Below are 25,672 nucleotides of genomic sequence, written 5' to 3'. Positions count from 1 at the left end.
ATCTATGGATTATTAGTATTTGGCTTAGCTTTACTACCTAACCAAGAACCATTATGACAACTACACTTCGCATTCGTTACCAAACTATTGTCATTGGAAACAATGATATACATCTATGCACTTTACGTGATAAACAACAGTTTAGCGACCCTAAAAATACGGCACAAAACTTAGGTATCTCTTCTGCTTCATGGCCAATTTTCGGGGTGGTTTGGCCATCCAGCTTAGTTCTAGCACACCATGTTCTTAACTTAGATACCAATAACAAACGAATTCTTGAAGTCGGTTGTGGCATTGGATTATCAAGCCTACTTCTGAATGAGCAAATGGCAAACATCACCGCCACGGATTATCACCCTGAAGTTGAGACATTCCTAGACAGAAACACTCAACTGAATAATCGGAAAAAAATTGCTTTCGAACGTGTCGACTGGGCAGATGCGAACAGTCAACTCGGCCTTTTTGATTTAATCATTGGTAGCGACCTTTTATATGAAGACCAACACATCTCATTGTTGGCTCAGTTCATTCAAACTCATGCTAATCCAACATGCGATATTATTATTGTTGACCCAGACCGAGGTCGGAAAAACAAACTTAGCTCGAAAATGAGTGAATATGGATTTACGAGTGATCACATAAGACCAGACAATACCGATTATTTAGAGCAAAAATTTAAAGGTCACATACTCAGATTTTCGCGTACATCTGAAAGCATTTAACGCCCGGTTAAGGGGTGAGCAACGCAACGACCAACTCACCGCACAACACCGTAACCACTGAAATCAACGCAAAACAAAAATGCCGAGCGTTGCGAATCCCTCTTTAACCGTTTGTTAGGCTTTGCTTGCCTCAACCATTATGTAATAGCACTCATACCCTTTACTGGAAACGTAACCGCGTAGTGTTTCTAATTTAGTGAGATTAAAGCCTGCTCTTTCAAACATACTTTTTACCTCAGCTTCTGTGTATGCGTTATGCACGACTTCACCACTATGGGTCATCCTTGGCAACTTTGCATTACTTGGATCATGCAACTGAAACGACATAAAACAGATACCATTTGCGCTTAACAATTGGTGAACTTCTTTCAAGAGCTGTTCAGGGTTTGATAAAAATTCGCTAAAACCGAGTGCAGTAACAACATTTATATCATTAGAAATAAGATGACCTAAAGGTTCATCAAGGTTATGAACATGTAGACTTTGGTAAATATTTCGACTCTCAGCAATACGTATCATTTCAGGTGATACATCAATTCCAACAATACTTGAATTTGGGATTAGCTCAGAAATAATAGTCCCGATAGTGCCAGTCGCACACCCTAAATCTAAGTACTTCCGAAATGGTAATTTCAAAGAATGTAGCTTTTTTTCTATCCAAACAGGACCAATGTATTGTGAATCTAAAACTAAATCTTCATACCTTACAGCAATTTGATCGTACATATTCGATACGCTCATACTCATTACTTCCTTATAATCTGTGTAAAGCCTAACGCCGCGTTAAGGGGTGAGCAACGCAACTACAAACTCACCGCATTACACTAAAAACTAATAAAATCAACGCATAACGAAAATGCCACGCGTTGCGAATCCCTCTTAAACGCTTTGTTAAATGCCTTGCACTAACCTCAAATTGCTTTAACCTTTATCACACTTTTTGTTTCGTCATCTATGGATTATTAGTATTTGGCTTAGCTTTACTACCTAACCAAGAACCATTATGACAACTACATTTCGTATTCGTTACCAAACTATTGTCATTGGAAACAATGATATACATCTATGCACTTTACGTGATAAACAACAGTTTAGCGACCCTAAAAATACGGCACAAAATTTAGGCATCTCTTCTGCTTCATGGCCAATTTTCGGGGTGGTTTGGCCATCCAGCTTAGTTCTAGCACACCATGTTCTTAACTTAGATACCAATAACAAACGAATTCTTGAAGTCGGTTGTGGCATTGGATTATCAAGCCTACTTCTGAATGAGCAAATGGCAAACATCACCGCCACGGATTATCATCCTGAAGTTGAAACATTCCTAGACAGAAACACTCAACTGAATAATCGGAAAAAAATTGCTTTCGAACGTGTCGACTGGGCAGATGCGAACAGTCAACTCGGCCTTTTTGATTTAATCATTGGTAGCGACCTTTTATATGAAGACCAACACATCTCATTGTTGGCTCAGTTCATTCAAACTCATGCTAATCCGACATGCGATATTATTATTGTTGACCCAGACCGAGGTCGGAAAAATAAACTTAGCTCGAAAATGAGTGAATATGGATTTACGAGTGATCACATAAGACCGGACAATACCGATTATTTAGAGAAAAAATTTAAAGGTCACATACTCAGATTTTCGCGTACATCTGAAAGCATTTAACGCCGCGTTAAGGGGTGAGCAACGCAACTACTAACTCACCGCATAGCACTAAAACCAATAAAATCAACGCACAATGAAAATGCCGCGCGTTGTGAATCCCTCTTTAACGCCTTGTTAGGTGAAATTACTGGTGCCCAACTCTTATTTTTTTAATTATTTCTTCATTATGCAATTTAAATTGGGTTTGTCTGTAAGTATCATTAGTTTCTCGTACAAAGGAGCAATATGTTTCTCTACCAAAATCAAAGCTCCACTTTTTGATGTTAGAGTTATCACTAGATTCGATAATATTAACCATTCCAACTTTTGCATATAGCCCGACAGTACTAATTGTACGCATTATATAATCGAATTGATTTCTCTGTTTTTCTCCATTTTGGTTAAGGTACTCATTTTTACCTTTATTAAAACTGCGATTACTAAAAATCATTGTGTAGAATGGTTTTGTAGCACCTTCAATACTTGAAACATTAAAGTTTGCTGTTTTTGATTGATTTAAATAGAACTCACTATCGTTATAACTAACTGCTTGCCATAAAGCTTTACTGGGAGCAGATAATTCTTCTCGATGATTTGGAAATAGTTTAACTTCTACTCCAAACCAGCCTTTATAAAAGCCCATATCAGATAATGATGATCTTGGGTAAAGCATAAAGTCCATACGGACTTTCATGTCCTCAACAAGGTGCTTACCTGGAACTTCTTTTGCAATATAGAACCATTCATCAAAAACATTAAAAAACCAATCTTGGACTTCTTTTTCATTCTTGAACAAGGTTGATTTTGGCAAACTATTGTTGCTGACTAAGCTTTGTTGTGAACCAGCCCCTAAATCAACGACTGAATAACCACTACTTTTTAGTTGTTCGAAAGTAGTTAGGCTCAATGCTGCGCCAATATTCGAGTTGCAAGTTACACATCTACGATACCTAGTAGTCCCGCCATTATGATTTTTTTGAATAGTGAGCTTGAAGTCACTTTTTCCACAGCTTCTACATTCCATTTTTACCCTTAAATCATCAATCACTCTATTGCCAAAACTTTCACCTAACGCTTATTACACTGAAACATGCCGTCTTTTCTTCCACGCTACCGCCGCCTTTTTAGAGCAAAGGTCGAACAATCGTAACATAATAACCATCTGATTCATCATGTTATACACCATCGCAATGAGAAGCAGATCTAAATAAACGGCAAAATGTCACTTAGTTATTGACAGCCTATAAAACCCACATCACTGTATATAAAAACAGCAAAGGATTTATGTATGAAATCTCAATTTCTGCTTAGCGTAAAGGAATATATGCAAGTCAGGTATTATGCTAACAAAACTATAGAATCTTATATACATTGGATAACGCAATATGTGGTCTTTCATAATAAAACTCACCCTAATCTATTAGGCTCTCGTGATGTCGAACAGTTTTTAACCTACTTAGCTGTTGAAAAAAAAGTAGCAACCAAAACACAATCATTGGCTTTGAATGCACTGAGTTTTTTGTATAGGGAGATCATCAAAGAGCCATTGACACTGGAAATGAAATTCCAAAAATCTCAATTGGAAAGAAAGCTACCGATCGTCATGACGCGAGAAGAAATAAAACGCTTCTTTAATCATGTTGATCCAAAATATCAGCTTCACATCAAACTACTTTATGGTTCAGGACTAAGATTGATGGAATGCGTTCGCTTACGTGTACAAGATATCGATTTTGATTATGGAGCTTTGAGGATATGGCAGGGAAAAGGAGGGAAAAATCGAACAGTAACACTGGCCAAAGAGTTACACCCTTTAATCAAGGAACAAATATCACTCGCAAAACGATACTACGATAAAGATATGGAAACGAAAGGTTATGGTGGCGTATGGTTGCCTAACGCATTAAATAGCAAATATCCGACAGCACCATTCGAATTTCATTGGCATTACTTATTTCCATCTAACGCATTATCGGTTGATCAGGAAAGCAACTTATTACGTCGGCATCATATTAATGAAACCTCATTACAACGAACCGTAAAAAGAGCAGTAAAAGAAGCTGAAATTAAAAAATCAGTATCTTGCCATACGCTAAGACACTCATTTGCGACCCATCTTCTCGAATCAGGAGCTGATATTCGAACGGTACAAGAGCAGCTTGGTCATGCTGACGTCTCAACGACACAAATTTATACTCATGTATTGGATAGAGGAGCAAACGGGGTATTGAGCCCTTTATCTCGCTTATAAAAAAGGAGAGCCTAAGCCCTCCTTTCGATTAAACAGTTAAAACTCTATTACAGAGCAGCTTTCGCTTTCTCAACAAGAACAGAAAATGCTGCTTTGTCGAATACTGCGATATCTGCGAGGATCTTACGATCGATCTCGATAGATGCTTTCTTAAGACCATTGATGAAACGGCTGTAAGATAGACCATTTTGACGAGATGCAGCGTTAATACGCGCGATCCATAGCTGACGGAACTGACGCTTTTTAGTGCGACGGTCACGGTAAGCATATTGGCCTGCTTTAGTAACGGCTTGGAAAGCTACGCGGTAAACACGTGAACGTGCACCATAGTAACCTTTAGCTTGTTTTAGAACTTTCTTATGACGTGCACGAGCTTGTACACCACGTTTTACGCGAGGCATTATGTCTCTCCTAAACTAAACGATAAATAAACTAAAAAGAATTAAGCGTATGGCAACATGCGCATAACACCAGCCACTTCACATTTCGGAAGGATTGAGTTAGGGCGTAGTTGACGCTTGTTCTTAGTAGTACGCTTAGTCAGGATGTGACGTTTAGTAGCGTGCTTGTACTTAATACCACCAGCTGTTTTCTTAAAACGCTTAGCAGCACCTTTGTTGGTTTTCATCTTAGGCATGATGAATAACTCCGCATTGTAGTAGTTTAATAACAATGTAATTAGGGCGAATAAAACCCAGCTTTTAATCACTAGGTTTTATTACTTGCAATGCCGTTAATTACTTCTTTTTAGGGGCAAGCATCATGATCATCTGGCGTGCTTCAATTCTGCTCGGGAAAGATTCTACTACCGCGATATCAGCCGTATCTTCTTTCAAACGATTCAAAACATCAACACCGATTTCTTGGTGCGCCATCTCACGGCCACGGAAGCGAATAGTTACTTTCACTTTGTTGCCTTCTTCAAGGAAGCTAGTCAGGTTGCGTAGTTTTACCTGATAGTCTCCGATATCAGTTCCAGGACGGAATTTTATTTCCTTAATCTGGACCTGTTTTTGCTTCTTCTTCTGCTCTTTAGCAGCTTTACTCTTTTCAAAGAGGAATTTGCCATAGTCCATCACACGACAAACAGGTGGCTCGGCGTTAGGGCTGATCTCTACAAGATCCATACCAGCTTCTACGGCCGCTTCTAGTGCTTCGCTGATTGATACAACACCAACGGATTCACCATCTGCGCCAGTTAAACGAACTTCACGAACGCCACGAATTTCACCGTTTAAACGGTGCTGGTTTGGTTTGGCCGGCTGTTGGCCACGTCTTCCGCCTTTAATAGTTTATTCCTCCAGATTGAGCTGACGGCTAGAAACTTCGGCTTGGATGTGAGTTATGAAATCATCCAATTTAAATTTACCTAAGTCCTTGCCCTTTCGAGTACGTACTGCAATTTCACCAGCTTCCATTTCTTGGTCGCCACAAACGAGCATATACGGTACACGTTTTAAAGTATGTTCGCGGATTTTAAAGCCTATCTTCTCATTTCTCAAGTCCGCTTTCGCACGAATGCCACATTTTTGTAGCTTTTGTACGACTTCTTGAGCGTAATCAGCCTGTTTATCGGTGATATTGACTACCACGGCTTGTTCAGGAGCTAACCACGTTGGGAAGAAACCCGCATATTCTTCGATAAGAATACCGATAAAGCGCTCAAGAGAACCTAAAATCGCACGGTGAATCATAACCGGGACTAAGCGCTCATTACTTTCACCAACGTAGGTCGCGCCTAAACGTGATGGAAGATTGAAGTCCAATTGAACTGTGCCACATTGCCATGCTCTATCCAAGCAATCATACAAAGTGAATTCAATTTTAGGACCATAAAAAGCACCTTCACCTTCTTGAATCTCATAGGCAATACCCATTGCGTCAAGCGAGTGTTTCAGGGCCTCTTCAGACTTATCCCAAATCTCGTCACTGCCTACTCGTTTTTCAGGACGGGTAGATAGTTTAACCGCAATATTTTCAAAACCAAAGGTATTGTACGTGTCGTACACCATTTTAATGCACGATGTCACTTCTTGTTGAATTTGATCTTCAGTACAGAAAATATGCGCATCATCTTGAGTGAAACCACGCACACGCATAATACCATGTAATGAACCTGAAGGTTCGTTACGATGACACGATCCAAATTCGGCCATACGCAAGGGTAAATCACGATATGATTTCAAACCTTGATTAAAGATTTGTACGTGACCTGGGCAGTTCATCGGCTTAATCGCATATTCACGATTTTCTGATGATGTGGTAAACATCGCGTCCGCGTATTTATCCCAGTGACCAGAACGTTCCCATAGAACGCGATCCATCATCAGTGGACCTTTCACTTCTTGGTAATCATATTCCGTTAATTTATGACGAATGAAAACTTCTAAATCACGGAAGATAGACCAGCCATTATGATGCCAGAAAACCATTCCTGGCGCTTCTTGCTGCATATGAAAAAGGTCAAGTTGTTTACCAATTTTACGATGGTCACGCTTGGCCGCTTCTTCTAAACGAGTTAAATGAGCTTGTAGTGCTTTCTTATCATGAAAAGCCGTGCCATAAACACGTTGTAACATCTTATTGTCACTGTTACCACGCCAATACGCGCCAGCTACACTAAGCAGTTTAAAATGCTGACAAAAACCCATATGAGGTACGTGTGGACCACGACACATATCGATATATTCTTCGTGATGATAAAGACCTGGGCGATCATCACGAGCAACATTTTCGTCTAAGATTTCGATTTTATAAGGTTCACCACGAGATTCAAAAGTATCCCGAGCTTCCTGCCAACTGACTTTATGCTTAACAACCGCGTATTTGGTTTTAACCAAATCTTTCATTCGCTGTTCGATGCGCTCAAGATCTTCTTGTGAGAGTGAATGATCAAGATCGATATCGTAGTAAAAACCACTATCGATGGTTGGACCGATAGCCATTTTTGCTTGCGGATAAAGCTGCTTAAGAGCATGCCCTAATAAATGCGCGCAAGAGTGACGAACAATTTCTAATCCATCAGCCTCATCTTTAACCGTAATAATTTCAAGGCTTGCATCATGTTCAATCAGATCGCAAGCATCAACACGTCGGCCATCAATACGGCCTGCAATGGTTGCTTTAGCAAGGCCAGGACCGATAGATTGAGCGACGTCCATTGTAGAGACAGGGTGATCAAATTGACGCTGACTGCCGTCAGGAAGAGTAATAATAGGCATGAATAATCCTTACAGTGGTGTTGCACACCAAGCAACACGTGTTCAGTACGTTAAAAGTAAACATCGATGGTCACTCGGTAACACGAATACCGGATCATCAACGTTGGACGATTGTACCTAGGTCACATCCTTAATGTAAAGGATGAATGCGAAACCAAATAAATAAGCCCGTAGCATTCCACCACGGGCTTAATATCAGTACTAATTAAGCTTCGCTAGGGCGACGGCTTGAAGTACTTGGGCGATCACCGCGATAGCTGCTACGACCATCTGCGCCACGGTTGCGGTCAAAGCGGCGCTCACCTTCACGAGGAGGACGAGAATCACTGCGTGCTGGACGTGGTGCGCCATCACGAGCACCACGGTAACCACCACCATCACGATTACCTTCTGGACGACGACCACGTGACTCGCGGAAGTCATCAAAATCACACACAACTGCACCCACCTCTTTCTGGCGAATACGTAGCTTACGTAATTTACCCGTCACATCGCTAGACATACTTTTTGGTAACTGAACAAACGTATGACCTTGGGCTAATTTAATCGCACCGATAGAACCTTTGGTTAGACCAAGTTCATTAGCTAATGCGCCAACGATATCTTTAACTTGTACACCTTGATCACGGCCAACTTGTAATTGGTAAGTATCCCAATCAACATTACGCACGTTATCACGGCTACCAAATTCACGACGACCATCACGGCTGTCCGTACGGCCATCACCAGATTCACGGCGATCACGACGACGAGATTTATCACGCTCAATCGCAGCCAACATTGGGTCTTCACCGGTATAAAACAGTGGACGTTTACCTTGTTGACGTTTAAGTAAAATAGCCGCTAGCGTCGTTGCATCAACCTCTAATGAAGCTTGTAGCTTCTCAACCAGTTCAGCAAACTTTTCTAGTGCTGCATGATCTTTGTCTGCTTCTAATTCAAGACCTAGCTGAGTTAAGCGCGATTCAGCAACTTTATCACGATGAGGTAGCTGGATCTCTTCCATTGAAGTGCGAGTTACTCGTTCAATGGTGCGTAGCATACGAATTTGGTTGGTGCGAACCAACAAAATCGCTTTACCCTTACGTCCAGCACGACCAGTACGGCCAATACGGTGGATGTAAGATTCAACATCGAATGGAATATCATAGTTGAATACGTGGTTAATACGTGGCACATCAAGGCCACGAGCCACAACATCCGTTGCGACTAAAATATCAATCACACCTTGTTTGATATGATCAACGGTACGCTCACGCAACGATTGAGGAATATCACCGTGCAAAGCTGCGGCTTTAAAGCCACGCGCAATTAACCAATCGGCTAGACGCTCGGTATCTTGACGGGTGCGAACAAACACGATAGAAGCGTCAGTTTCTTCAGTTTCAAGTAGACGAGCCATGGCTTCGTCTTTCTCTACACCTTTAACAACCCAATATTGCTGCTCAACTTTTGCCACAGTTTGGTTTGAACCGGCCACGTCAACACGTGCAGGATCACGCAAAAAGCGGTCAACAATGTCTTTAACAATCGGGGGCATAGTCGCAGAAAATAATACGCGCTGCGCTGTTTCTGGCGATTGCTCCATGATCCATGTGACGTCATCGACGAAGCCCATTTTCAGCATTTCATCAGCTTCATCTAAAACGAAAGTGTGACACTCGTCCAAATGTAAACGTTCACGCGTGATCAAGTCTTTAACACGACCCGGCGTACCAACAATGATATGAGCGCCAGATTTTAAAGCGCGCATTTGATCGACGATGGAGGCGCCACCGTAAATCTCTAATACTTTTAATCCCTTGATATTTTTACCGAGGGTTTTAATTTCCGCGGCAACTTGAATCGCTAACTCACGAGTTGGTGCCATAACAATTGCTTGTGGCTTGTACTGAGTGAGGTCTAGCTTATTCAGAAGCGGTAAAGAGAATGCGGCCGTTTTACCGGTACCGGTTTGCGCTTTACCTAATGCATCACGACCTGCTAATAAAAGAGGTATCGCGGCAGATTGAATTGGGGTTGGAGTAACAAAGCCCATTTCGTTTAGGGCAGAAAGGAGTGTGCTGTTTAGTGCTAAATCACTAAATTGAATAACGGTTTCTTGCATGTGGATCCCACTAAAAGAATAAATAACTAAGGTCCCACGTGCTATACCATTTCCAACCAATCCTAAAAGAAGAGCTGATTCCGTTCAGATGCGGATGAGTCTCAAAAAGCATCAAGCCACTAGGGACATCTAAGGGAGGCGGATTATTCACTAAAAGCATAAAAAAAGCCAGAAAAAATTGAATTTCATCACATATTTTTTCTTAAAGACGACAAAAAACACAATCTGTATGAACTTAGCGCACCCTTTGAAGAAACTTTACTCACCACCTCCTACTTCTTGTCAAAATGATAAGGGGGCTTTATCTCATCAATCTAGCTTGCCATCTGCACTGATTCTTTAAACCAACAAGATAATCATCAATATATAAGCTAAAAAACAAAACGGATTTTTCCTACACCCGCTGTTTCTTTAACTGATATCTAATCATTCATACTTACCGAATAATGGGCAGGACTTAGCGAAATGGTTGGTCTAATTCCGCATAAAGCAGTGGCAACCTATTATTGAACAGCGTTTTTTAACATGTTCGCTGATAAATAAAGAAATAAGAATAAGTCGTTATTATTTTTAAGGATAAGTAATGAAAAAAAATCTGGTCTCTCTTTCCATCATCGCTGCACTCACAATGACAGCCGTGAGCGTTAATGCCGAAACACATTCTGATTCTGCGATCGATCAATCAGGCTGGTGGATCGGTGCTGCGTCTGGCGTGACAACTGCCGATGGAAAATCCATCACTGGTCACAGAGATAAAGCCGTTAGCCCCAAACTTGAATTAGGATACGATGTCAACCAATACTGGGGGGTTTACACCGGTTATGATTATGTTCATCGTTTAGGTGTTGATAAGCTACATATCGGATCTTTGGGGGTCAAAGGTCAATATGAGCTTATGGATAACCTCTCTGTATTTGGTAAATTAGGCGCATCCTATATCTATTCTGATATCAGCTCATCGAATATAAAAACAGACACGTTTACTGGTTCAGCTGGCATTGGCCTTGAGTATCAATTGACTAACGCGATTTCAACAAAAGTGGGTTACGACTACTATGATCGCGTACAGGTTAAAGAAGGCCGGAATCCACACCTACACCAGATTTACTGGGGGATGGCGTATAAATTTGGTCAACCAGCAACACCAAGAGTCGTAACTGAGCAAATTGAAGTGATTCAAGAACGTGTCATTGAAGTTCCGGTTCAGGTTGAAGTTGCTAAAGCGGCTCGTACTGATTTCCTACTGCCTTTTGCTTTAGGTAAATCTACGCTTGAAGATCTCTCTTACTTCTATCTCAATGAAGTCGTCGATGTGATGCGAACTAATCCAGCGTTGGTTGCCCATCTAGTCGGTCGTACAGATAGCACTGGTTCTGATGCGATCAATAACAAGATTTCAGCGCAACGTGCTCAAGCGGCTTCTCAATACCTTCAATCTCAAGGCATTGATGCAAAAAGAATTAACGTATCAGCGGTCGCAGATTCTCGTCCTTTAACTCAAGGCAGTGCTGATATCGAACGTTCAGTACAAATCATTCTTAAATAGACCTTATGCCCTCTCCTCGGAGAGGGCATTATCCGCACTACTCCATCCTATGGTTGAATATCGTCCAACTCTTAATTCGTCACTTTTCTAGACTGTAAGCTACCCAACTCAAGCAAAAGAGCACGCTATACTTTTATCTTATTGCCAAGTACCATGTAGACCATGGCAGATTGACAAGACTTCCCCACGAATAAACCACCTATTTAACATTCTCAGAATCGCTTTTAGGCAGTGATAGGGAACCCAATCGCACTTTAAGAATTAAAGGGTTACAATTAAACATGTTTCAAGACAATCCACTTCTTGCTCAACTCAAACAACAAATTCAAGAAAACCTACCCAAAAAAGAAGGTCAGATTAAATCGACCGAAAAAGGCTTTGGCTTTCTTGAAATAGATAGCAAAAACAGTGTCTTTATCCCACCACCCTATATGAAAAAATGCCTACACGGTGATAAAGTCATGGCAATCATTCGCACCGAAAATGAGCGTGAAGTTGCTGAACCACAAGAATTGTTAGAGCCGTCATTAACGCGTTTTATTGGCCGTATAAAAATTCATAAAGGTAAAATAAACGTTGCCCCTGATCATCCTCAACTGAAGAAACTCCCGCTGCGAGCCAAAACCCGAAAAGGCATTAATCCACAAGAAATGCAGGAAGGTGATTGGGTAGTAGCTACATTAATCGGTCATCCACTCAAAGGCGATACTGGTTTTTTGGTTGAAATCACTCAAAAAATTACCGATGCTGAGGATAAAATTGCCCCATGGTGGGTCACCTTAGCAGAAAATGATTTACCCAACTGTGAACCTCCCGGTGTGGAGCATTGGTCACTGAACGATGATTCTGCTTTGCAGCGTATCGATTTAACCCATGTACCGTTTGTAACTATCGATGGCAAATCGACCAAAGATATGGACGATGCGTTATACGCGATTCAGCGCCAAGATGGCGGATTTGATGTCACGATAGCGATTGCCGATCCCACTGCGTATATAACCGCTAATGACAGTATGGATAACGTCGCACGCGAGCGTGGATTTACTATCTATCTTCCTGGGCGCAATATTCCTATGTTACCGCGTGAATTAGCGGATAATCTTTGTTCACTGATCGAGAATGAAACTCGTCCAGCTCTGTGCTGTACCTTAACAGTCGATAAAGATGGCGTAATTAATAGTGAGAGTATTCGTTTTTTTGCAGCTTATATCCGATCACAAGCACGTCTTATCTATGATGAGGTATCAGACTGGTTAGAAACCGGTGAATCTCAATGGCAACCAAGCTCTGAAATTGCGCAAGTGGTTCAGGATTTGTATGCCTTTTCTCAAGCTCGCGCCCAATGGCGTGAAACTCATGCCGTAGTTTTCCCAGAAAGGCCAGATTATCGCTTTGAACTCAGCGAAGATAACGATGTTATCGCTATTCACGCCGATAAGCGTCGTAGCGCGAATCGCCTCGTTGAAGAAGCAATGATCACCGCCAATATTTGTGCAGGTAAAATACTGCAATCGTCTTTTTCAACTGGCGTATTTAACACTCATGCCGGGTTTAAAAACGATAAAATTACCGATGTTATTGCGCTTATCAAAGAACACGGTGCTGAGTTTGATGAAGCTTCACTGACCAGTCTAGAAGGATTTTCTGCCTTACGACGCTGGTTAGCCAACCAACCGACCGCTTATCTGGATAATCGCCTGCGTAAATGGCAAACCTACAGCGAGATTGGCAATCAACCTTTACCTCATTTCGCAATGGGGCTGGATATCTATGCGACATGGACATCACCGATCCGTAAATATGGTGATATGGTGAACCATCGTCTGTTAAAAGCTCATATTCTCGGTACAGCTCCCGAGCAATGGCCTGATGAGAAATTGGGTGAAGAACTAGCTATGCATCGTAAACATCATAAAATAGCCGAGAGAAATGTTGCCGACTGGCTCTATACACGCACTCTTGCCGAAGAGCCGAGCAAACAGACCCGCTTTACTGCTGAAATTTTTGATATTAACCGAGCGGGTATGCGAGTTCGCTTACTCGAAAATGGCGCAAGTGCTTTCATTCCGGCCACACTCATTGTCGACAATAAAGAGCGAATCGTCTGTCATAGTGAGCAAGGAGTCTTAGCAATTGATAATCAGCCAACCTATCGACTAGGTGATACATTAGAAGTCGTCTTAACCGAGGTTAATCAAGACAATCGCAGTATTGTTGCGAAACCAACCCAAACCTTTGCTGAGCTAGCAACGTTGGCCGATAACACCGACGTCGAGTCAGTCTAAAAACTAAATCGGTATAAAAACTAAGGGGAAGCATCGGCTTCCCCTTTTTATCACTGTCATATAGGTAGAATTAAAAGTGCAGTTGAATGACCGAAACCACCACGCATGCGGGGCGACGGACGCCTTCTATTTCTACTTTATTTCGCGTTCAATCTCTAAACCTTTTTTCACTGGCGTCACTTTGAGTAAAGTACTGACAGCACGAAGACGATTCCCTGCTTTGACTGGATAAGGGAATCGCACTGAATTCAAACCAATATTGACGACCATTTTCGCCGTCGGAAAAAGCGGTTGATTGACATCAACGCTATCGGTCAGTTTTGGTAATAGGGATAAGGTTAAAAAGCCATGAGCAATAGTCGTTTTAAATGGAGACTCTACGGCAGCTCGCTCTGGATCGGTATGAATCCACTGCTGATCCTCCGTAACGTCAGCAAATTGATTAATGCGCTGTTGATCGACGGCTAACCACTGCCCAGTATGGATAACTTCACCTAACTTATCCGTCAATTCATGATAAAGCGCCTGTGCTTCTGGTTTTAAAACGATTTCAGCGGGTAACTGAGTATCTTCATTCGCCGGCTGATGAAACTCTTTCACCCACGAAAAAAGCTGACGACTGTTCGCTCTATCTAAAAAACCATCCCAGTACTCACGTACCACTGGCGACATCCATTGCTTAAATTCCGTAGTCTTGACTAAATTTTCAGCACGATGCTTTAAAAGATCGCTCACTTTCATCAGAACCTCATTCCTAACAAAGAAACACTGCTAATTCGTTAATTTTGAGGCACTTCACACTAATCCGCAAACACTTTCGAGCGCACACCTGTATGCCATAGCCAATTTATTATTAATAAACAATTACTTATCAATAAAACATTATTTTATTAGCTACCTTAGCTTAGAGTAAATACTTCATCTTGATCCCCATTAACCTATTCGCGTAGATAATGTTTTCAAAAATGCAGGCTCTATCTCTTTTATCCCTTCCGATAACCAAAAACCGTTTCCTTCAGTGACCGCAAATAAAAGGTTTTTCCGCAGCGCTTCTCTGTTTTTCAGTTTGTTATTTTGAAAATGAAACTGTTGTATTTTCTCATACAACAGATCCGCTAACTGTTTCGTTTGCTCATTCGTCAACGTTACTCGACATAAGCCAAGCTGAGGAATATGACAGTTAGTGAAGACATCCTGCTTTAACTTGCTCGTAAACAGTTGATCCAGTTTTGAACCTTCATGAAATGAGTAATAAGGAGGCGTCAGATAATTGATTCCCGAGTTGTGCGGCTTAATCTCTATCAGCCCCATCACCTCTAATGCCCGCAAATAGACATAGACACTTTGATCGGAAAGCTGGTTTTCTTGTTTGACCTGTTCAACGGGTTTGCCCTTTACTCGAATCTCGTTAAAGAAGTCATAAAGAAACGGATATTCAAAGAAAAGCTCATCTCGCTTTTCGCCACTTAAATCCAAAGTATCAGTATGAATTTCACCCGCTAAACGAACCAACTCTTCAAGGTTAGTATCCAGTATTGAAGCGTATTCAAGCAGTTTATCGAGACTGATTGATTGGCTATGAAAATGGCGTTTCAGTGTTGATACCGGAACATTAATTCTCTCCGACAACTCGCTATAAGTGACATTTTTCTCTTTTAATTTTTGGCGTAATGCTTGCAGTAATAAATTGGCGCAGAAACTCATACAACATCCTTGCTTATGTGGTGCGACATTGGCACCTGCTTATTCTTATCGGCTGATCCGACCTGTAGGCAGTTAAGCACAATAGCTTATTTATATTCTGCGGTTCAATAGCTCAATAGATGAAACTTTACGGTATCAATAAATAACACCCCACAAATCACTCCCAAAAATAGATTGCTTGAATTAAGTCAGTTGAGTTACAAGCATGTTAAACAAATATAACAGTCACATGAATCGGTATCACTAAGGAATGGTTTAGCTCACATTGATGAGTAACAACTGGTGAAATACACATGATGAACTGTCACACAACACACATTGCAACATGGAAGTTAATACATGCAAATCTACTCTTTATCACGGATAGTGATGTTATCGTCATTGCTGATGATCAGTCATCAAGCCGTCGCTAACACACAACCTTTCGCTTACCCACAAGAATTAGAATCGGAATCTGAGCAAAGCGCTGATTTTGTACCCAGCTATGCAGCCAGTTTAACTTTTGGCTATGATTCAAATGTTTACAACAAAAATGACTACCGTTCAGAACGTAAGCTATGGTGGAACAGTACACTCAGCCATACCTTTGCTCCTCATTATTCAATTTCGCTTTCAACCGGAGCCTATCGCCCATTACAGCAAGAGCGCGGTGATTTTTTTACCGACACGGCTATCGCTTTACACCGACATTCTCAATTTACTTTTGGCGAAACGGGACGCATTGGCTGGCAAGCTCAATTCACACTGCCAACATCAGAGTTTTCACGCAAAGACAAACTGACGACCGCCCTAAGGTTATCAACCCCTATCCAGTGGCAAGCGGTCAATATAGATTGGCAATTTACGCCTCGCTTACGCAAAAATTTCCACCGCTATGAAACCATGGGCGAGCGTTCGCTAACCGAATGGATTTACGGTTTTCACTTTCTTGGCAGTTACCAGTGGCGCGATTTTACTCTCAGCAGTTCAGTGCTGGGAGGCAATACCATTAGCTACGCTGGTACGCGACGTAATTCATTCGATTATGCAGGCGATGTCAATCTCAGTTACCGCGTAAACCAACATGTGGCCTTTAATGTCGGAGCCTCAAACTCCGGTGTTTATTACGATGCCGCACAGGGTACCTTGGGGAACATCGATCTTTTTGATGCAGATAGAGTGATTTACTCCGCCAGTATCAGTTTGAACTATTAACAAACACCACTCGATTTATAACAAACCATCACACATTCATTGCTTTCATCGGCATAACCCATCATGGGTCATTATTATCCGTTCAATAATGACTCATTGTCTGTGCTTGATGAATCGGTTGATGTGTGCGAGTAAATAAACACAACAAACATAGGTAGCAATACGATGAGAAGACTCTTGTTAGCATCGTCGATTACCGTCATTTTGGCGGGATGCGGCGCAGATAAACAATCTTATGATACGCTTCCCCGTGATATCAAAGAAATCGCGGTAAAAGATCTTAAAACAGAAGGTCGCTGGTTTTACGTTCCGACCACTGGTGCCGCTCCGCGCTTTGCGATTAATCAGTTTCCTTTTTTACAAGGTATGCCGCGTTATGCTGAGCTATGTTTTAGCGAGCGAGGCCTTGAAGTACGAAATTTTGATAGAAATTATCCAAACAGCAATTTGCCAAAAGATCAAAATGGTTTTTGCATTAATCAACCTCAAAATTCGGTTGGTATGGATACACTCACCAACTTCTCCCATATTTTAACCATTCCAGGAGATTTTGCTGCCTACCGCTGTAATGAAGATCGTTATGGTGACTGTACCAATAAAGAAGAAAAAAATACCGATGCAGATCTCCCTTTTCGAGCCAATACCCACTTCACGCCTAAACCAGAAGGTTTATTAGTTGCTGAGTTAAATTGGGAAGACTTTTATGGCATCCGCGATGGTATTTCTGAAGTTGGCAATGCAGAGCTGATCTCTTGGCAATTTGACCCAGCTGACGGGGTGCTTAACTTTGAAATTGAGCGTACTTTCCAAATCGACAAAAGTAAAATCGGCTCTTTCATTAACTGGAGTACCCGAGCTGGCTTACGGGATGCTATTGAAGATGGCGCGTTTAAGTCTCGTTTTCATTACTCATTAGTCCATGAAAGCCAATTGGCTGCTGCTGATTATCAGCCAATACCTTATGCTGTAAAAGATGAAAATGATATCGGCTTTTTTACTACATCATCGAAGGTACTAAACCCAATTACTAACCGTTATGACCGTACAGTCACGTATCTTAACCGTTTTAATCCTAATGCTCCGATCGAATATTACTTAAGTGATAGTTTCTTTGATCCAAAAAACAAACTGTTTTTAGATTCAACCCTAGAAACCATTGACTTAATGAATAAAACCTTGCAACTCATTGAGCCAGATTCAGGCAAACCTGACATCACCATAGTCAACCGTAGCAAACCGATGAATATCCATCCAGGTGACTTACGCTATAACGTGATTAACCTTATTGATGAACCTTTAGCCAATGGCCTGTTAGGTTACGGACCATCGGTCAGCCATCCTTTAACAGGAGAAATCGTCAAAGCTCATGTTAACCAATACTCAGGTGTAGCGCGCGCTGGTGTGCCTATGTATTGGAACAATTTGGTACGTTTTTATAATCGTGGCCAACTAGAAAAAAGCTTAACTGATCGTAAAACCATAGAGCAAGCAACTCAAAATAGTCAACTCGCTATTTCACAAGAGCTTGAAACACGTTTAGCGCAACAAACCGCACTACAACTTGATGCTTCACGTCAACGCGTCGATGTTAATGGCGTTTACATTAACCCACATGATAGCGATTTACATACCACTCAATATAAACAGAAACAAACTCTCCCTGAATCGCCATTTAATATACTGGATGAAGATTTAACGTTCGATGAGCTTATTCAAGCAGAAGAGAGTCGCTTAGCTTCCTGGTCGGAAAATAATATCTACCCTGTTGAGGCGAGTTGGGTTTCTGCTACTTCTAAAACTTTACTGGATAACTTACCACTAGAAGATGAAGGCTTTTACCATACGATCGCAAACGAAGATGGTAAACAAGTTCGTCAATTAAAACGTTGGTCTGAGTTACCAAAAGATCTTCAACAGCAAGCCGCTGATGCCATTACCGTCACCACCTATGCAACGACACTGGTGCACGAAATCGGTCATAACTTAGGTTTAAGACATAACTTTAAGGGCTCTAACGACAGTGATAATTTCTATACTGCTGAAGAAGCTTTTGAATTAGGCTTAAACAATATCCCAGCCTACAGTTCAATCATGGATTATGCGCCCAGTATGTTGGACCAATTGCCGACTTGGGGTAAGTATGATCTAGCGGCGTTTAAGTTTGCCTATGGACGTAAGGTGGATGTTAAAGCTCCAGAAATTGCTCAAGCCCTGTTTTTAAATGATAACACCGAGCAAGCATCAAGCCTGATTGACTGTACTTTAAGTGCCAGTAACACACTCTACACCTGTGATTTATCTAAATTTGATAAGCAACATTATCAAGCGAGCCAATATGGAGAACATCACGAAAAGTTTGAATACGTGCGATATGGAGCGCTGCATTATATTAACGAGCTAACCAAAGCAAACAACATACAAGATGTGACCGCTTTCCCTTATCAGTTCTGTACCGATGGAAATGTCGCATTAAACAGCGATTGTAACCGCTTTGATGAAGGCACCAACTTAACTGAAATCGTTCAATATTCTTGGCAACGTTATCTTGATGGTTATGATACTCGTAATGCAGGTGTCAATGGTGTGACCAGCTTATTTAATAGCGATTATCCACGTTACATCATGAATCGCGCTAGAGAGATGAACCAAATTCGGGAAATGCTAGAAGATTTAGAAAGTATTGATTATCGCTTGCAGCGTTTTGCTCCAGCAGGAGCGAAACCTACTGATTTTATCGCCAGTTATTGTGCAATTGAAGATAATAAAGATGCTTGGTTCTGTGATCGTTCACAAGCCGCACAATTGGCAGCTCAATTCTTCTTAGATGTTCTAAGAACGCCTGAACATCAGTGTGTTATCAGAAATACTGCTGGTACTTCTCGCGTTGAATCTTTCGGAGTCATGCTCAATGCAGCGTCGCATCTAATCCCAGTGAATTACGACATTACTAATGCGTCATGTTTTGATTCTGTTGGTAAACAAGTCATTAGCAGCTATGCGTCTGGTTTTTCTCCGATTGCTGAAACGGAAAATGGGCGTTTCATTAACTCAATCAATAGTTTTGATCCAGATGCACCATGGTCAAACGCCGTCTCTGTTTTAGGGATTTGGCCAGATAAATTAATTGCCAGCCAAATGTTAGCTCGCCGCTATAGTCTGCGTAATACAAATGAAGTGAGTTTTGCTAACTTACTTGATTTACCTGGTGTAAAAGCTCAATTTGACGAAATCATGCTCAACCTTGTTGCTAAAGAGCAACTACTAGAGCCTGTGCGCTTAATCGATGCCCAAGGTCAGGCGTTTAACTTACCTGCCAATAGTAGTGTGACGGTCAACTTACATAAAACAGAACTGATTGAGTCTTTACCTTTTATGACTCCAGGCCTAGCTCGTAGCCTGAATATTTCAATATTCCGCCGTCAGAATTTAGCGGAAGCTATGCTATCTATCGCGGCAGGGAATATGCACACCAATGATTGGGTGCTGCGTTCTCGAGCCACTGCTCAAGCCGATAGTTGGACTAAACAATTGCCACATTTACGTATGAGTAATGAAGGTATTGACTTTGATATTGATGGTAAAACCTACGTTGCCACCAAATCGAATACCATTGCTCAACGATTTGCGAAAAAAATGGTTAATAGTGAGGGTTACGAGCTGAAATTAGTCTTAGATCGAATCGATAATGACATTATCCTTAACCAAGTTGAAAAAATTGAAGCCGCTTGGCAAGGGATCTTGACCAGTATAGATCCAATGTTCCACAGCCCAATAGCAGCGCTCAATCCAGCATTAATTGAAATCTTTTATCAAGCTGAACAAGCTGAAGATGAAACAGTTGCAGGCATGTTCTTGAGATCATTGCTAACAGCAACTGAAACTGAGGTGTTACAAGGCATTGGTAATGCAGATAAAGATGGATTTTATGACCAGTACCAAAATATGACTAACGATAATACATTCGACCTAATGGAGTTATTTACTATTTTCCAACGCAGTCGAACTTTCTATAACTCACCTTTTGTCGAGCAATTTCTTCCTGCTCTTCAGCAGGTATACGCTGGTCATCAAACAGCAAAAGCTGATGAAAAATGGTTTTGGACCACTGACTTTTACCTATTAAATGCATATATCAAAGGTGATCTCGATCAGCTCTTAGGCCAAAACCTTAGAGTGTTAGACTCCTTACCTGTCGCTGGATGGCGATAAGGATAAACTAGCACGCTAATATTTAAGCCTCTTCGCTCATTTTTTGAGCCGAGAGGCATTAAATCTAGACACAAATTCAATCATTCTCTTGGCATCAATGCCTTTTATTGAATGAAAGAAACAAATATGCAACATTACCCATTGATAATTACACATGGAGCCGTGATGATGAAAAAAACACTCTTAGCGGTCGCTTTAAGCAGCAGTTTGCTTAGTGCGGCAACCATCGCCAATGATCTTTCGTTGGGCATTACTCAATTCCCAAGTAACTTACATCCTGTGATTGATTCAATGACAGCCAATTCGCTGATTATGGGGACCGCCTTTCGTGACATGGTCGCTTACAACCATGATTGGCAAAGTTTCTGTATGTTATGTACAGAAACCCCTTCTTTGGATAATGGACGTGCGGAAAAATACACCAGAGAAGATGGCACACTCGGTATCAAACTCACCGTTGAGCTCAAAGATGATTTATATTGGGGAGATGGTACCCCCATCACCACCAAAGATGTGCTCCTGTCTCATGCCGTTCTGACCGATCCTAATGTCAAAGGCATTCCCGGTTTAGAAAGCAACCGAATCATGGAGAAAGTAGTGGCTTTGGATGACAAGACTTTCGAGGTCTATCTTAATAAAGCGCACTTTAAGTACCGTGATTATGTTCCGTCTGTGCTTCCTGCTCACCTAGAAGAAGCGATCTATCGCGAAGATCCAACGACGTATGATCGCCGAACACTATACGTTACCCAGCCCACGCATCCCGGCTTGTACAATGGTCCTTTTCGTATCACGCAAATTTCACAAGGTAGCTTTATCACCTTAGAGCGTAACTCGCATTGGAAAGGGCAAACGCCGGATTTTAATCGCCTGATCTTTAAAGTCGTCGAAAACACGGCAGCACTTGAGGCGCATTTGTTATCAGGTTCTGTCGACTACGTTCCGGGTGAGCTGGGCTTTTCGATTGAACAAGCCTTACAATTTGAAAAGCGTCACGCGAATCGCTTTACGGTCGAATACGCGCCAGGATTACTCTACGAACATCTTGATACTCAAATGGATAATCCGCATCTCGCCATTCGTGAAGTACGTCAAGCGCTGATGTACGGCATGAACCGAGAAGAGCTGGTCAATCGTCTATTTGAAGGACGTCAACCCGTTGCTCACAGTAACGTTCATCCACTCGATGTCACTTTCTTTGATGGGGTACATCAATACCAATACGATCCGGTCAAAGCTCGCCAATTGCTTGAAAAAGCGGGCTACACGCTGCGTAACAATGTCATGGTTGATAAAGAAGGTCGTCCACTCCAGTTAGAATTAATGACTACCGCCGGTAACCGCTCTCGTGAGTTGGTCCAGCAAGTTTTGCAATCACAATGGCGACAAATTGGCGTACGCGTACAAATTAATAACCAACCCGCTCGTGTCTTTTTTGGTGAAACGCTCAATCAACGTAAACATCAGGCATTGGCCATGTTTGCTTGGGCTTCTGCACCTGAAAGCCCACCATTAACGACCCTTCACTCAGCGCAAATTCCATCAGCCGAGAATAACTGGGCGGGTCAAAACTATATTGGTTACAACAACCCAGAAATGGATGTTTTACTCGAAAAAATTGAAGTGGAGCTCGATGATGAGGCTCGTCATCAACTGTTCCACAAAATGCAGTCACTTTACGCAGAAGACTTACCCGCATTACCTCTTTACTTCCGCTCTGATAGTTATGTGATGCCAAAGTGGCTAAAAGGCGTGCGCCCAACGGGTCATAAATACCCCTCTACCTTATGGGTAGAAGAATGGCGTAAAGATGGGGCATAAACCAATGAGCGAAGTATTATTAGATGTAAACCAATTGCGGGTGACCTTCCATGGTCACCCGGCCGTGCATGATATTAGTTATCGTATCCATGCTGGTGAGATTGTTGGAATTGTCGGTGAGTCTGGCTGTGGCAAAAGTCTAGCGTCTTTAACCCTAATGGGGTTGCAACCATCGATTATGCAAGCCTCTGGTTCGGTCACGTTTGCCGGACAAAATATCCTGACCAATACCGCTGAGCAATGGCAAAAACTACGCGGTGAAGGCATCGCGATGATCTTTCAAGAGCCAATGACCGCCTTAAATCCGGTGGTCACGGTTGGCGATCAAATTGCAGAAATGTTTCTTCTTCATCAAGGAGACAACAAAGCACAAGCGCGACAAAAAGCGATTGAAATGCTGGAACAAGTGCATATCCCCGATCCACTGCGTCGCGCCAAAGCTTATCCACATGAGCTGTCTGGTGGCATGCGCCAGCGGGTAATGATAGCCATGGCGCTCGCCTGTCGACCTAAACTGATCATTGCCGATGAGCCAACCACCGCCCTCGATGTTACCGTACAAGCGCAGGTTTTAGACCTGCTTGAAGAGCTGAGAGAAACCACTGGCACCGCCATTCAATTTATTAGTCACAATTTAGGTGTCGTCTCACAACTTGCCGATCGCGTCGTCGTGATGTACACCGGTCGAGTGGTAGAAGAAGGAACCTCTGATCAATTATTTAGCGATCCACAGCATCCTTACACCCAAGGGCTACTCGCTACCCTACCGCGGATTGGCCACCGTCAAGCTCGTTTACCCGCGATTGCTGGGAGTGTGCCTCCACTTGGGCAACGCAGTCTCGGCTGCCCATTTGTCGATCGTTGTCAGCAAGCGAAACCACTCTGCCACCAGCAGATGCCGGCAACACTCTCCCTTTCAAACTCGCACAGCGTTGCGTGCCATCAAGTGGAGTTTGCCCATGCTAGTTAAACTCGATAATGTCAGCCAAGCGTATCCAATTGGCGACAGTGATTTTTTTGGACGCCATCAGCAATATCTTCACGCGGTGGATGATATTTCACTGCAGATTAGCAAAGGCGAAACCTTAGCGATTGTCGGCGAGTCTGGCTGTGGCAAATCCACCTTAGGCCGAATGGTCTCATTGCTTGAAAAACCAAGTAAAGGCGAGGTGTACATCACAGGGCAACCGACCGCTAACTTAAGCAAAAAAGCCATGAAAGCGCTGCGTAAGCAACTTGGGCTGGTCTTTCAAGACCCTTATTCGGCGCTTAACCCTCGCATGACCGTCTCACAACTGGTCTCTGAGCCATTAGAAGTCTATGGTATGGGTAATCGTGAGCAGCAACGCGCTAAAGTATTAGAGGCATTATACTCGGTTGGCTTAAGTGAAGATGCACTCAACCGTTATCCTCATGAGTTTTCGGGCGGACAACGTCAACGGATCTGTATCGCACGCGCATTGGTATTGGATCCGGAGCTGATCATTGCTGATGAGCCATTATCCGCGCTGGATGTCTCGGTACAAAGCCAAGTGCTCAACTTATTTGTTGAGTTAAAAGAAACTCGCCAACTGTCCTTCTTTTTTATTAGTCACGATATGGCGGTCGTCGATCATCTGGCGGATACCGTTGTGGTGATGTATTTAGGGCGTATTGTCGAACAAGCGCCGCGCGAAGCTTTCTTTTCTGCCCCTGCTCATCCTTACAGCCAAGCTCTACTTGCTGCCGTACCCGAGGTCGCTCTGGGACGCAGACGTAAAGGCTTAGCGCTGCAGGGGGATGTACCGAGTCCGATTAATCCGCCATCCGGATGCACCTTTCATCCGCGTTGTGCTTTTGCTGATGAGCTATGCCGTCAGAAGAAACCCGCGATGCAAACACTCGCCCACGCCAAACATCAAGTCGCTTGTCACTATCCGCAATTAGTGACCCGTTCTGATGCGGTAAAAAATGACGCTCATATTGCTGTTATGGAGGTTTCATGAAAACCTATTTAGCTCATCGTTTTATTCAAAGCCTATTGGTTTTGCTGTTTGTTTCCTTCGTTTCTTACAGTCTTATTGGCCTGATGCCGGGCGACCCGATTGATTTGATGTTTGAATCCGATCCGACCATGACACCTGCCGATGTGGCAAGAATGAAAGCGTTATATGGATTAGATCAACCGCTCATCACTCGTTATTGGCACTGGCTAACTTCCGCTTTGCAAGGAGATTTCGGTTATTCAAGACTCTATTCGCAACCGGCGATCGATGTCTTGATCCCAGCGGTGGTCAATACCTTAAAATTAGTCGGCTTCGCGACTTTTTTCTCTTTAGCGATTGCTATCCCCGTCGGTATTATTGCCGCGTTAAAACACCGTAGCTGGGCGGATTATTTAATTAGCTTTGCTGCGTTTGTCGGCTTTTCTACCCCTGCATTTTGGCTAGCCTTAATGCTTATTTTACTCTTTTCTGTCACCTTGGGCTGGTTTCCTGCTGGCGGAACGGGACAAGCTGAAGGGGGCGGGTTTTGGTTAACCGCGAAACATATGGTACTACCGACGATCACGTTAACCGTGTTAAACGTTGCTAGCCACTCACGTTACGTGCGTGGCACCATGCTGGAAGTGATGCGCCAAGATTATATTCGTACCGCTAAAGCTAAAGGGGCAGATAATAAACGGGTGGTGATTCATCATGCCCTACGTAATGCGATGATCCCACTCGTCACTATCGTTGCCCTTGATATTGGCTTTATGCTCTCTGGAGCCTTAATTACCGAAACGATTTTTGCTTGGCCGGGGATGGGCAAACTGATTTTTGATGCCATTATGGGGAATGATTACAATCTGGCGTTGCTCGGTTTAATGGTGATTACCTTTACCGCATTGTTGGGTAACTTAGTGGCCGATTTACTGTACGCAAAATTGGATCCGCGTATTTCTCTAAGCCGAGGAGCGACATCATGAGTCAAGGAACA

The 25,672-nt window shown here is 42.5% G+C and carries 19 protein-coding genes and 1 pseudogene; 11 read left to right on the top strand and 9 right to left on the bottom strand.

The genetic code is table 11. From position 1 onward, the window contains the following. The first annotated feature begins 53 nt into the window (after positions 1-53). Complete coding sequence (locus VIB_RS15105) at positions 54-722, top strand: class I SAM-dependent methyltransferase (RefSeq protein WP_004397173.1); 669 nt, start codon at positions 54-56, stop codon at positions 720-722. Positions 723-836: 114 nt separating this feature from the next. Here VIB_RS15105 and VIB_RS15100 read toward each other — a convergent pair whose 3' ends face one another. Continuing rightward, the gene (locus tag VIB_RS15100; RefSeq protein ID WP_004397171.1) at positions 837-1,463 is read right to left on the bottom strand and encodes a class I SAM-dependent DNA methyltransferase; all 627 of its coding nucleotides are present in this window, start codon (positions 1,461-1,463) and stop codon (positions 837-839) included. 262 nt (positions 1,464-1,725) lie between these two features. On the opposite strand from VIB_RS15100, the gene VIB_RS15095 reads away from it, so the two are divergent. Continuing rightward, positions 1,726-2,394 (top strand): class I SAM-dependent methyltransferase, encoded by a 669-nt coding sequence (locus VIB_RS15095; protein WP_004397170.1) that lies wholly within the window; start codon positions 1,726-1,728, stop codon positions 2,392-2,394. A 124-nt stretch (positions 2,395-2,518) separates the two neighbouring features. Here the strand turns inward: VIB_RS15095 and VIB_RS15090 are convergent, their stop codons facing one another. Beyond that, entirely contained in the window at positions 2,519-3,421 is a 903-nt protein-coding gene (locus VIB_RS15090) for a hypothetical protein (protein WP_147285757.1), read from the bottom strand. 240 nt (positions 3,422-3,661) lie between these two features. Here VIB_RS15090 and VIB_RS15085 point away from each other — a divergent pair, with 240 nt between their 5' ends. After that, a complete protein-coding gene (locus VIB_RS15085; protein WP_004397167.1) occupies positions 3,662-4,624 on the top strand; it encodes an integron integrase in 963 nt (320 codons plus the stop codon). Between the two features lie 47 nt (positions 4,625-4,671). On the opposite strand, the gene rplT is transcribed toward VIB_RS15085, so the two are convergent. The 5 genes from rplT to VIB_RS15060 form a co-directional block, all read right to left on the bottom strand. Then, positions 4,672-5,025: a 50S ribosomal protein L20 gene (gene rplT / locus VIB_RS15080; RefSeq protein ID WP_004397165.1), complete on the bottom strand. Its 354-nt coding sequence runs from the start codon at positions 5,023-5,025 to the stop codon at positions 4,672-4,674. 41 nt (positions 5,026-5,066) lie between these two features. Then, positions 5,067-5,261, bottom strand: coding sequence for a 50S ribosomal protein L35 (rpmI, locus tag VIB_RS15075; protein ID WP_004397162.1), 195 nt, complete (start codon positions 5,259-5,261; stop codon positions 5,067-5,069). 100 nt (positions 5,262-5,361) lie between these two features. Further along, positions 5,362-5,913: a translation initiation factor IF-3 gene (gene infC / locus VIB_RS15070; RefSeq protein ID WP_083797783.1), complete on the bottom strand. Its 552-nt coding sequence runs from the start codon at positions 5,911-5,913 to the stop codon at positions 5,362-5,364. Between the two features lie 3 nt (positions 5,914-5,916). Next, positions 5,917-7,845, bottom strand: coding sequence for a threonine--tRNA ligase (thrS, locus tag VIB_RS15065; RefSeq protein ID WP_004397152.1), 1,929 nt, complete (start codon positions 7,843-7,845; stop codon positions 5,917-5,919). Between the two features lie 205 nt (positions 7,846-8,050). Beyond that, entirely contained in the window at positions 8,051-9,952 is a 1,902-nt protein-coding gene (locus VIB_RS15060) for a DEAD/DEAH box helicase (protein WP_004397151.1), read from the bottom strand. A 583-nt stretch (positions 9,953-10,535) separates the two neighbouring features. Between VIB_RS15060 and VIB_RS15055 the strand changes: the two genes are divergently transcribed. Together VIB_RS15055 and rnb are read left to right on the top strand one after the other, a co-directional pair. Further along, on the top strand, positions 10,536-11,498 hold the full coding sequence (locus tag VIB_RS15055; protein ID WP_004397149.1) for an OmpA family protein: 963 nt from the start codon (positions 10,536-10,538) through the stop codon (positions 11,496-11,498). A 281-nt stretch (positions 11,499-11,779) separates the two neighbouring features. Beyond that, on the top strand, positions 11,780-13,783 hold the full coding sequence (gene rnb, locus VIB_RS15050; RefSeq protein ID WP_004397141.1) for an exoribonuclease II: 2,004 nt from the start codon (positions 11,780-11,782) through the stop codon (positions 13,781-13,783). Positions 13,784-13,853: 70 nt separating this feature from the next. Here the strand turns inward: rnb and VIB_RS15045 are convergent. Together VIB_RS15045 and VIB_RS15040 are read right to left on the bottom strand one after the other, a co-directional pair. Next, positions 13,854-14,524 (bottom strand): annotated as a pseudogene (locus VIB_RS15045) (MaoC family dehydratase). Positions 14,525-14,716: 192 nt separating this feature from the next. Beyond that, positions 14,717-15,487, bottom strand: a complete 771-nt coding sequence (locus VIB_RS15040; RefSeq protein ID WP_004397129.1) for a helix-turn-helix domain-containing protein — start codon at positions 15,485-15,487, stop codon at positions 14,717-14,719. Between the two features lie 339 nt (positions 15,488-15,826). Between VIB_RS15040 and VIB_RS15035 the strand changes: the two genes are divergently transcribed. The 6 genes from VIB_RS15035 (at position 15,827) to VIB_RS15010 (ending at position 25,661) form a co-directional block, all read left to right on the top strand. Further along, positions 15,827-16,681, top strand: a complete 855-nt coding sequence (locus tag VIB_RS15035) for a hypothetical protein (protein ID WP_004397127.1) — start codon at positions 15,827-15,829, stop codon at positions 16,679-16,681. A gap of 165 nt (positions 16,682-16,846) precedes the next feature. Continuing rightward, positions 16,847-20,890, top strand: a complete 4,044-nt coding sequence (locus VIB_RS15030; protein WP_004397125.1) for a zinc-dependent metalloprotease — start codon at positions 16,847-16,849, stop codon at positions 20,888-20,890. A 168-nt stretch (positions 20,891-21,058) separates the two neighbouring features. Further along, positions 21,059-22,711 (top strand): peptide ABC transporter substrate-binding protein, encoded by a 1,653-nt coding sequence (locus tag VIB_RS15025; protein WP_040905564.1) that lies wholly within the window; start codon positions 21,059-21,061, stop codon positions 22,709-22,711. 4 nt (positions 22,712-22,715) lie between these two features. Then, the gene (locus VIB_RS15020) at positions 22,716-23,681 is read left to right on the top strand and encodes an ABC transporter ATP-binding protein (RefSeq protein WP_040905561.1); all 966 of its coding nucleotides are present in this window, start codon (positions 22,716-22,718) and stop codon (positions 23,679-23,681) included. Next, complete coding sequence (locus VIB_RS15015; protein WP_004397116.1) at positions 23,671-24,696, top strand: ABC transporter ATP-binding protein; 1,026 nt, start codon at positions 23,671-23,673, stop codon at positions 24,694-24,696. The genes VIB_RS15020 and VIB_RS15015 overlap by 11 nt, the downstream gene beginning before the upstream one ends. Beyond that, positions 24,693-25,661 (top strand): ABC transporter permease, encoded by a 969-nt coding sequence (locus VIB_RS15010; protein WP_004397114.1) that lies wholly within the window; start codon positions 24,693-24,695, stop codon positions 25,659-25,661. The genes VIB_RS15015 and VIB_RS15010 overlap by 4 nt, the downstream gene beginning before the upstream one ends. Positions 25,662-25,672 lie beyond the last annotated feature (11 nt).

The organism is Vibrio metschnikovii CIP 69.14 (assembly GCF_000176155.1).
GTDB lineage: Bacteria > Pseudomonadota > Gammaproteobacteria > Enterobacterales > Vibrionaceae > Vibrio > Vibrio metschnikovii.
Note: the sequence above shows the minus strand (reverse complement) of the source record. Positions and strands in the feature narration are given on the sequence as shown.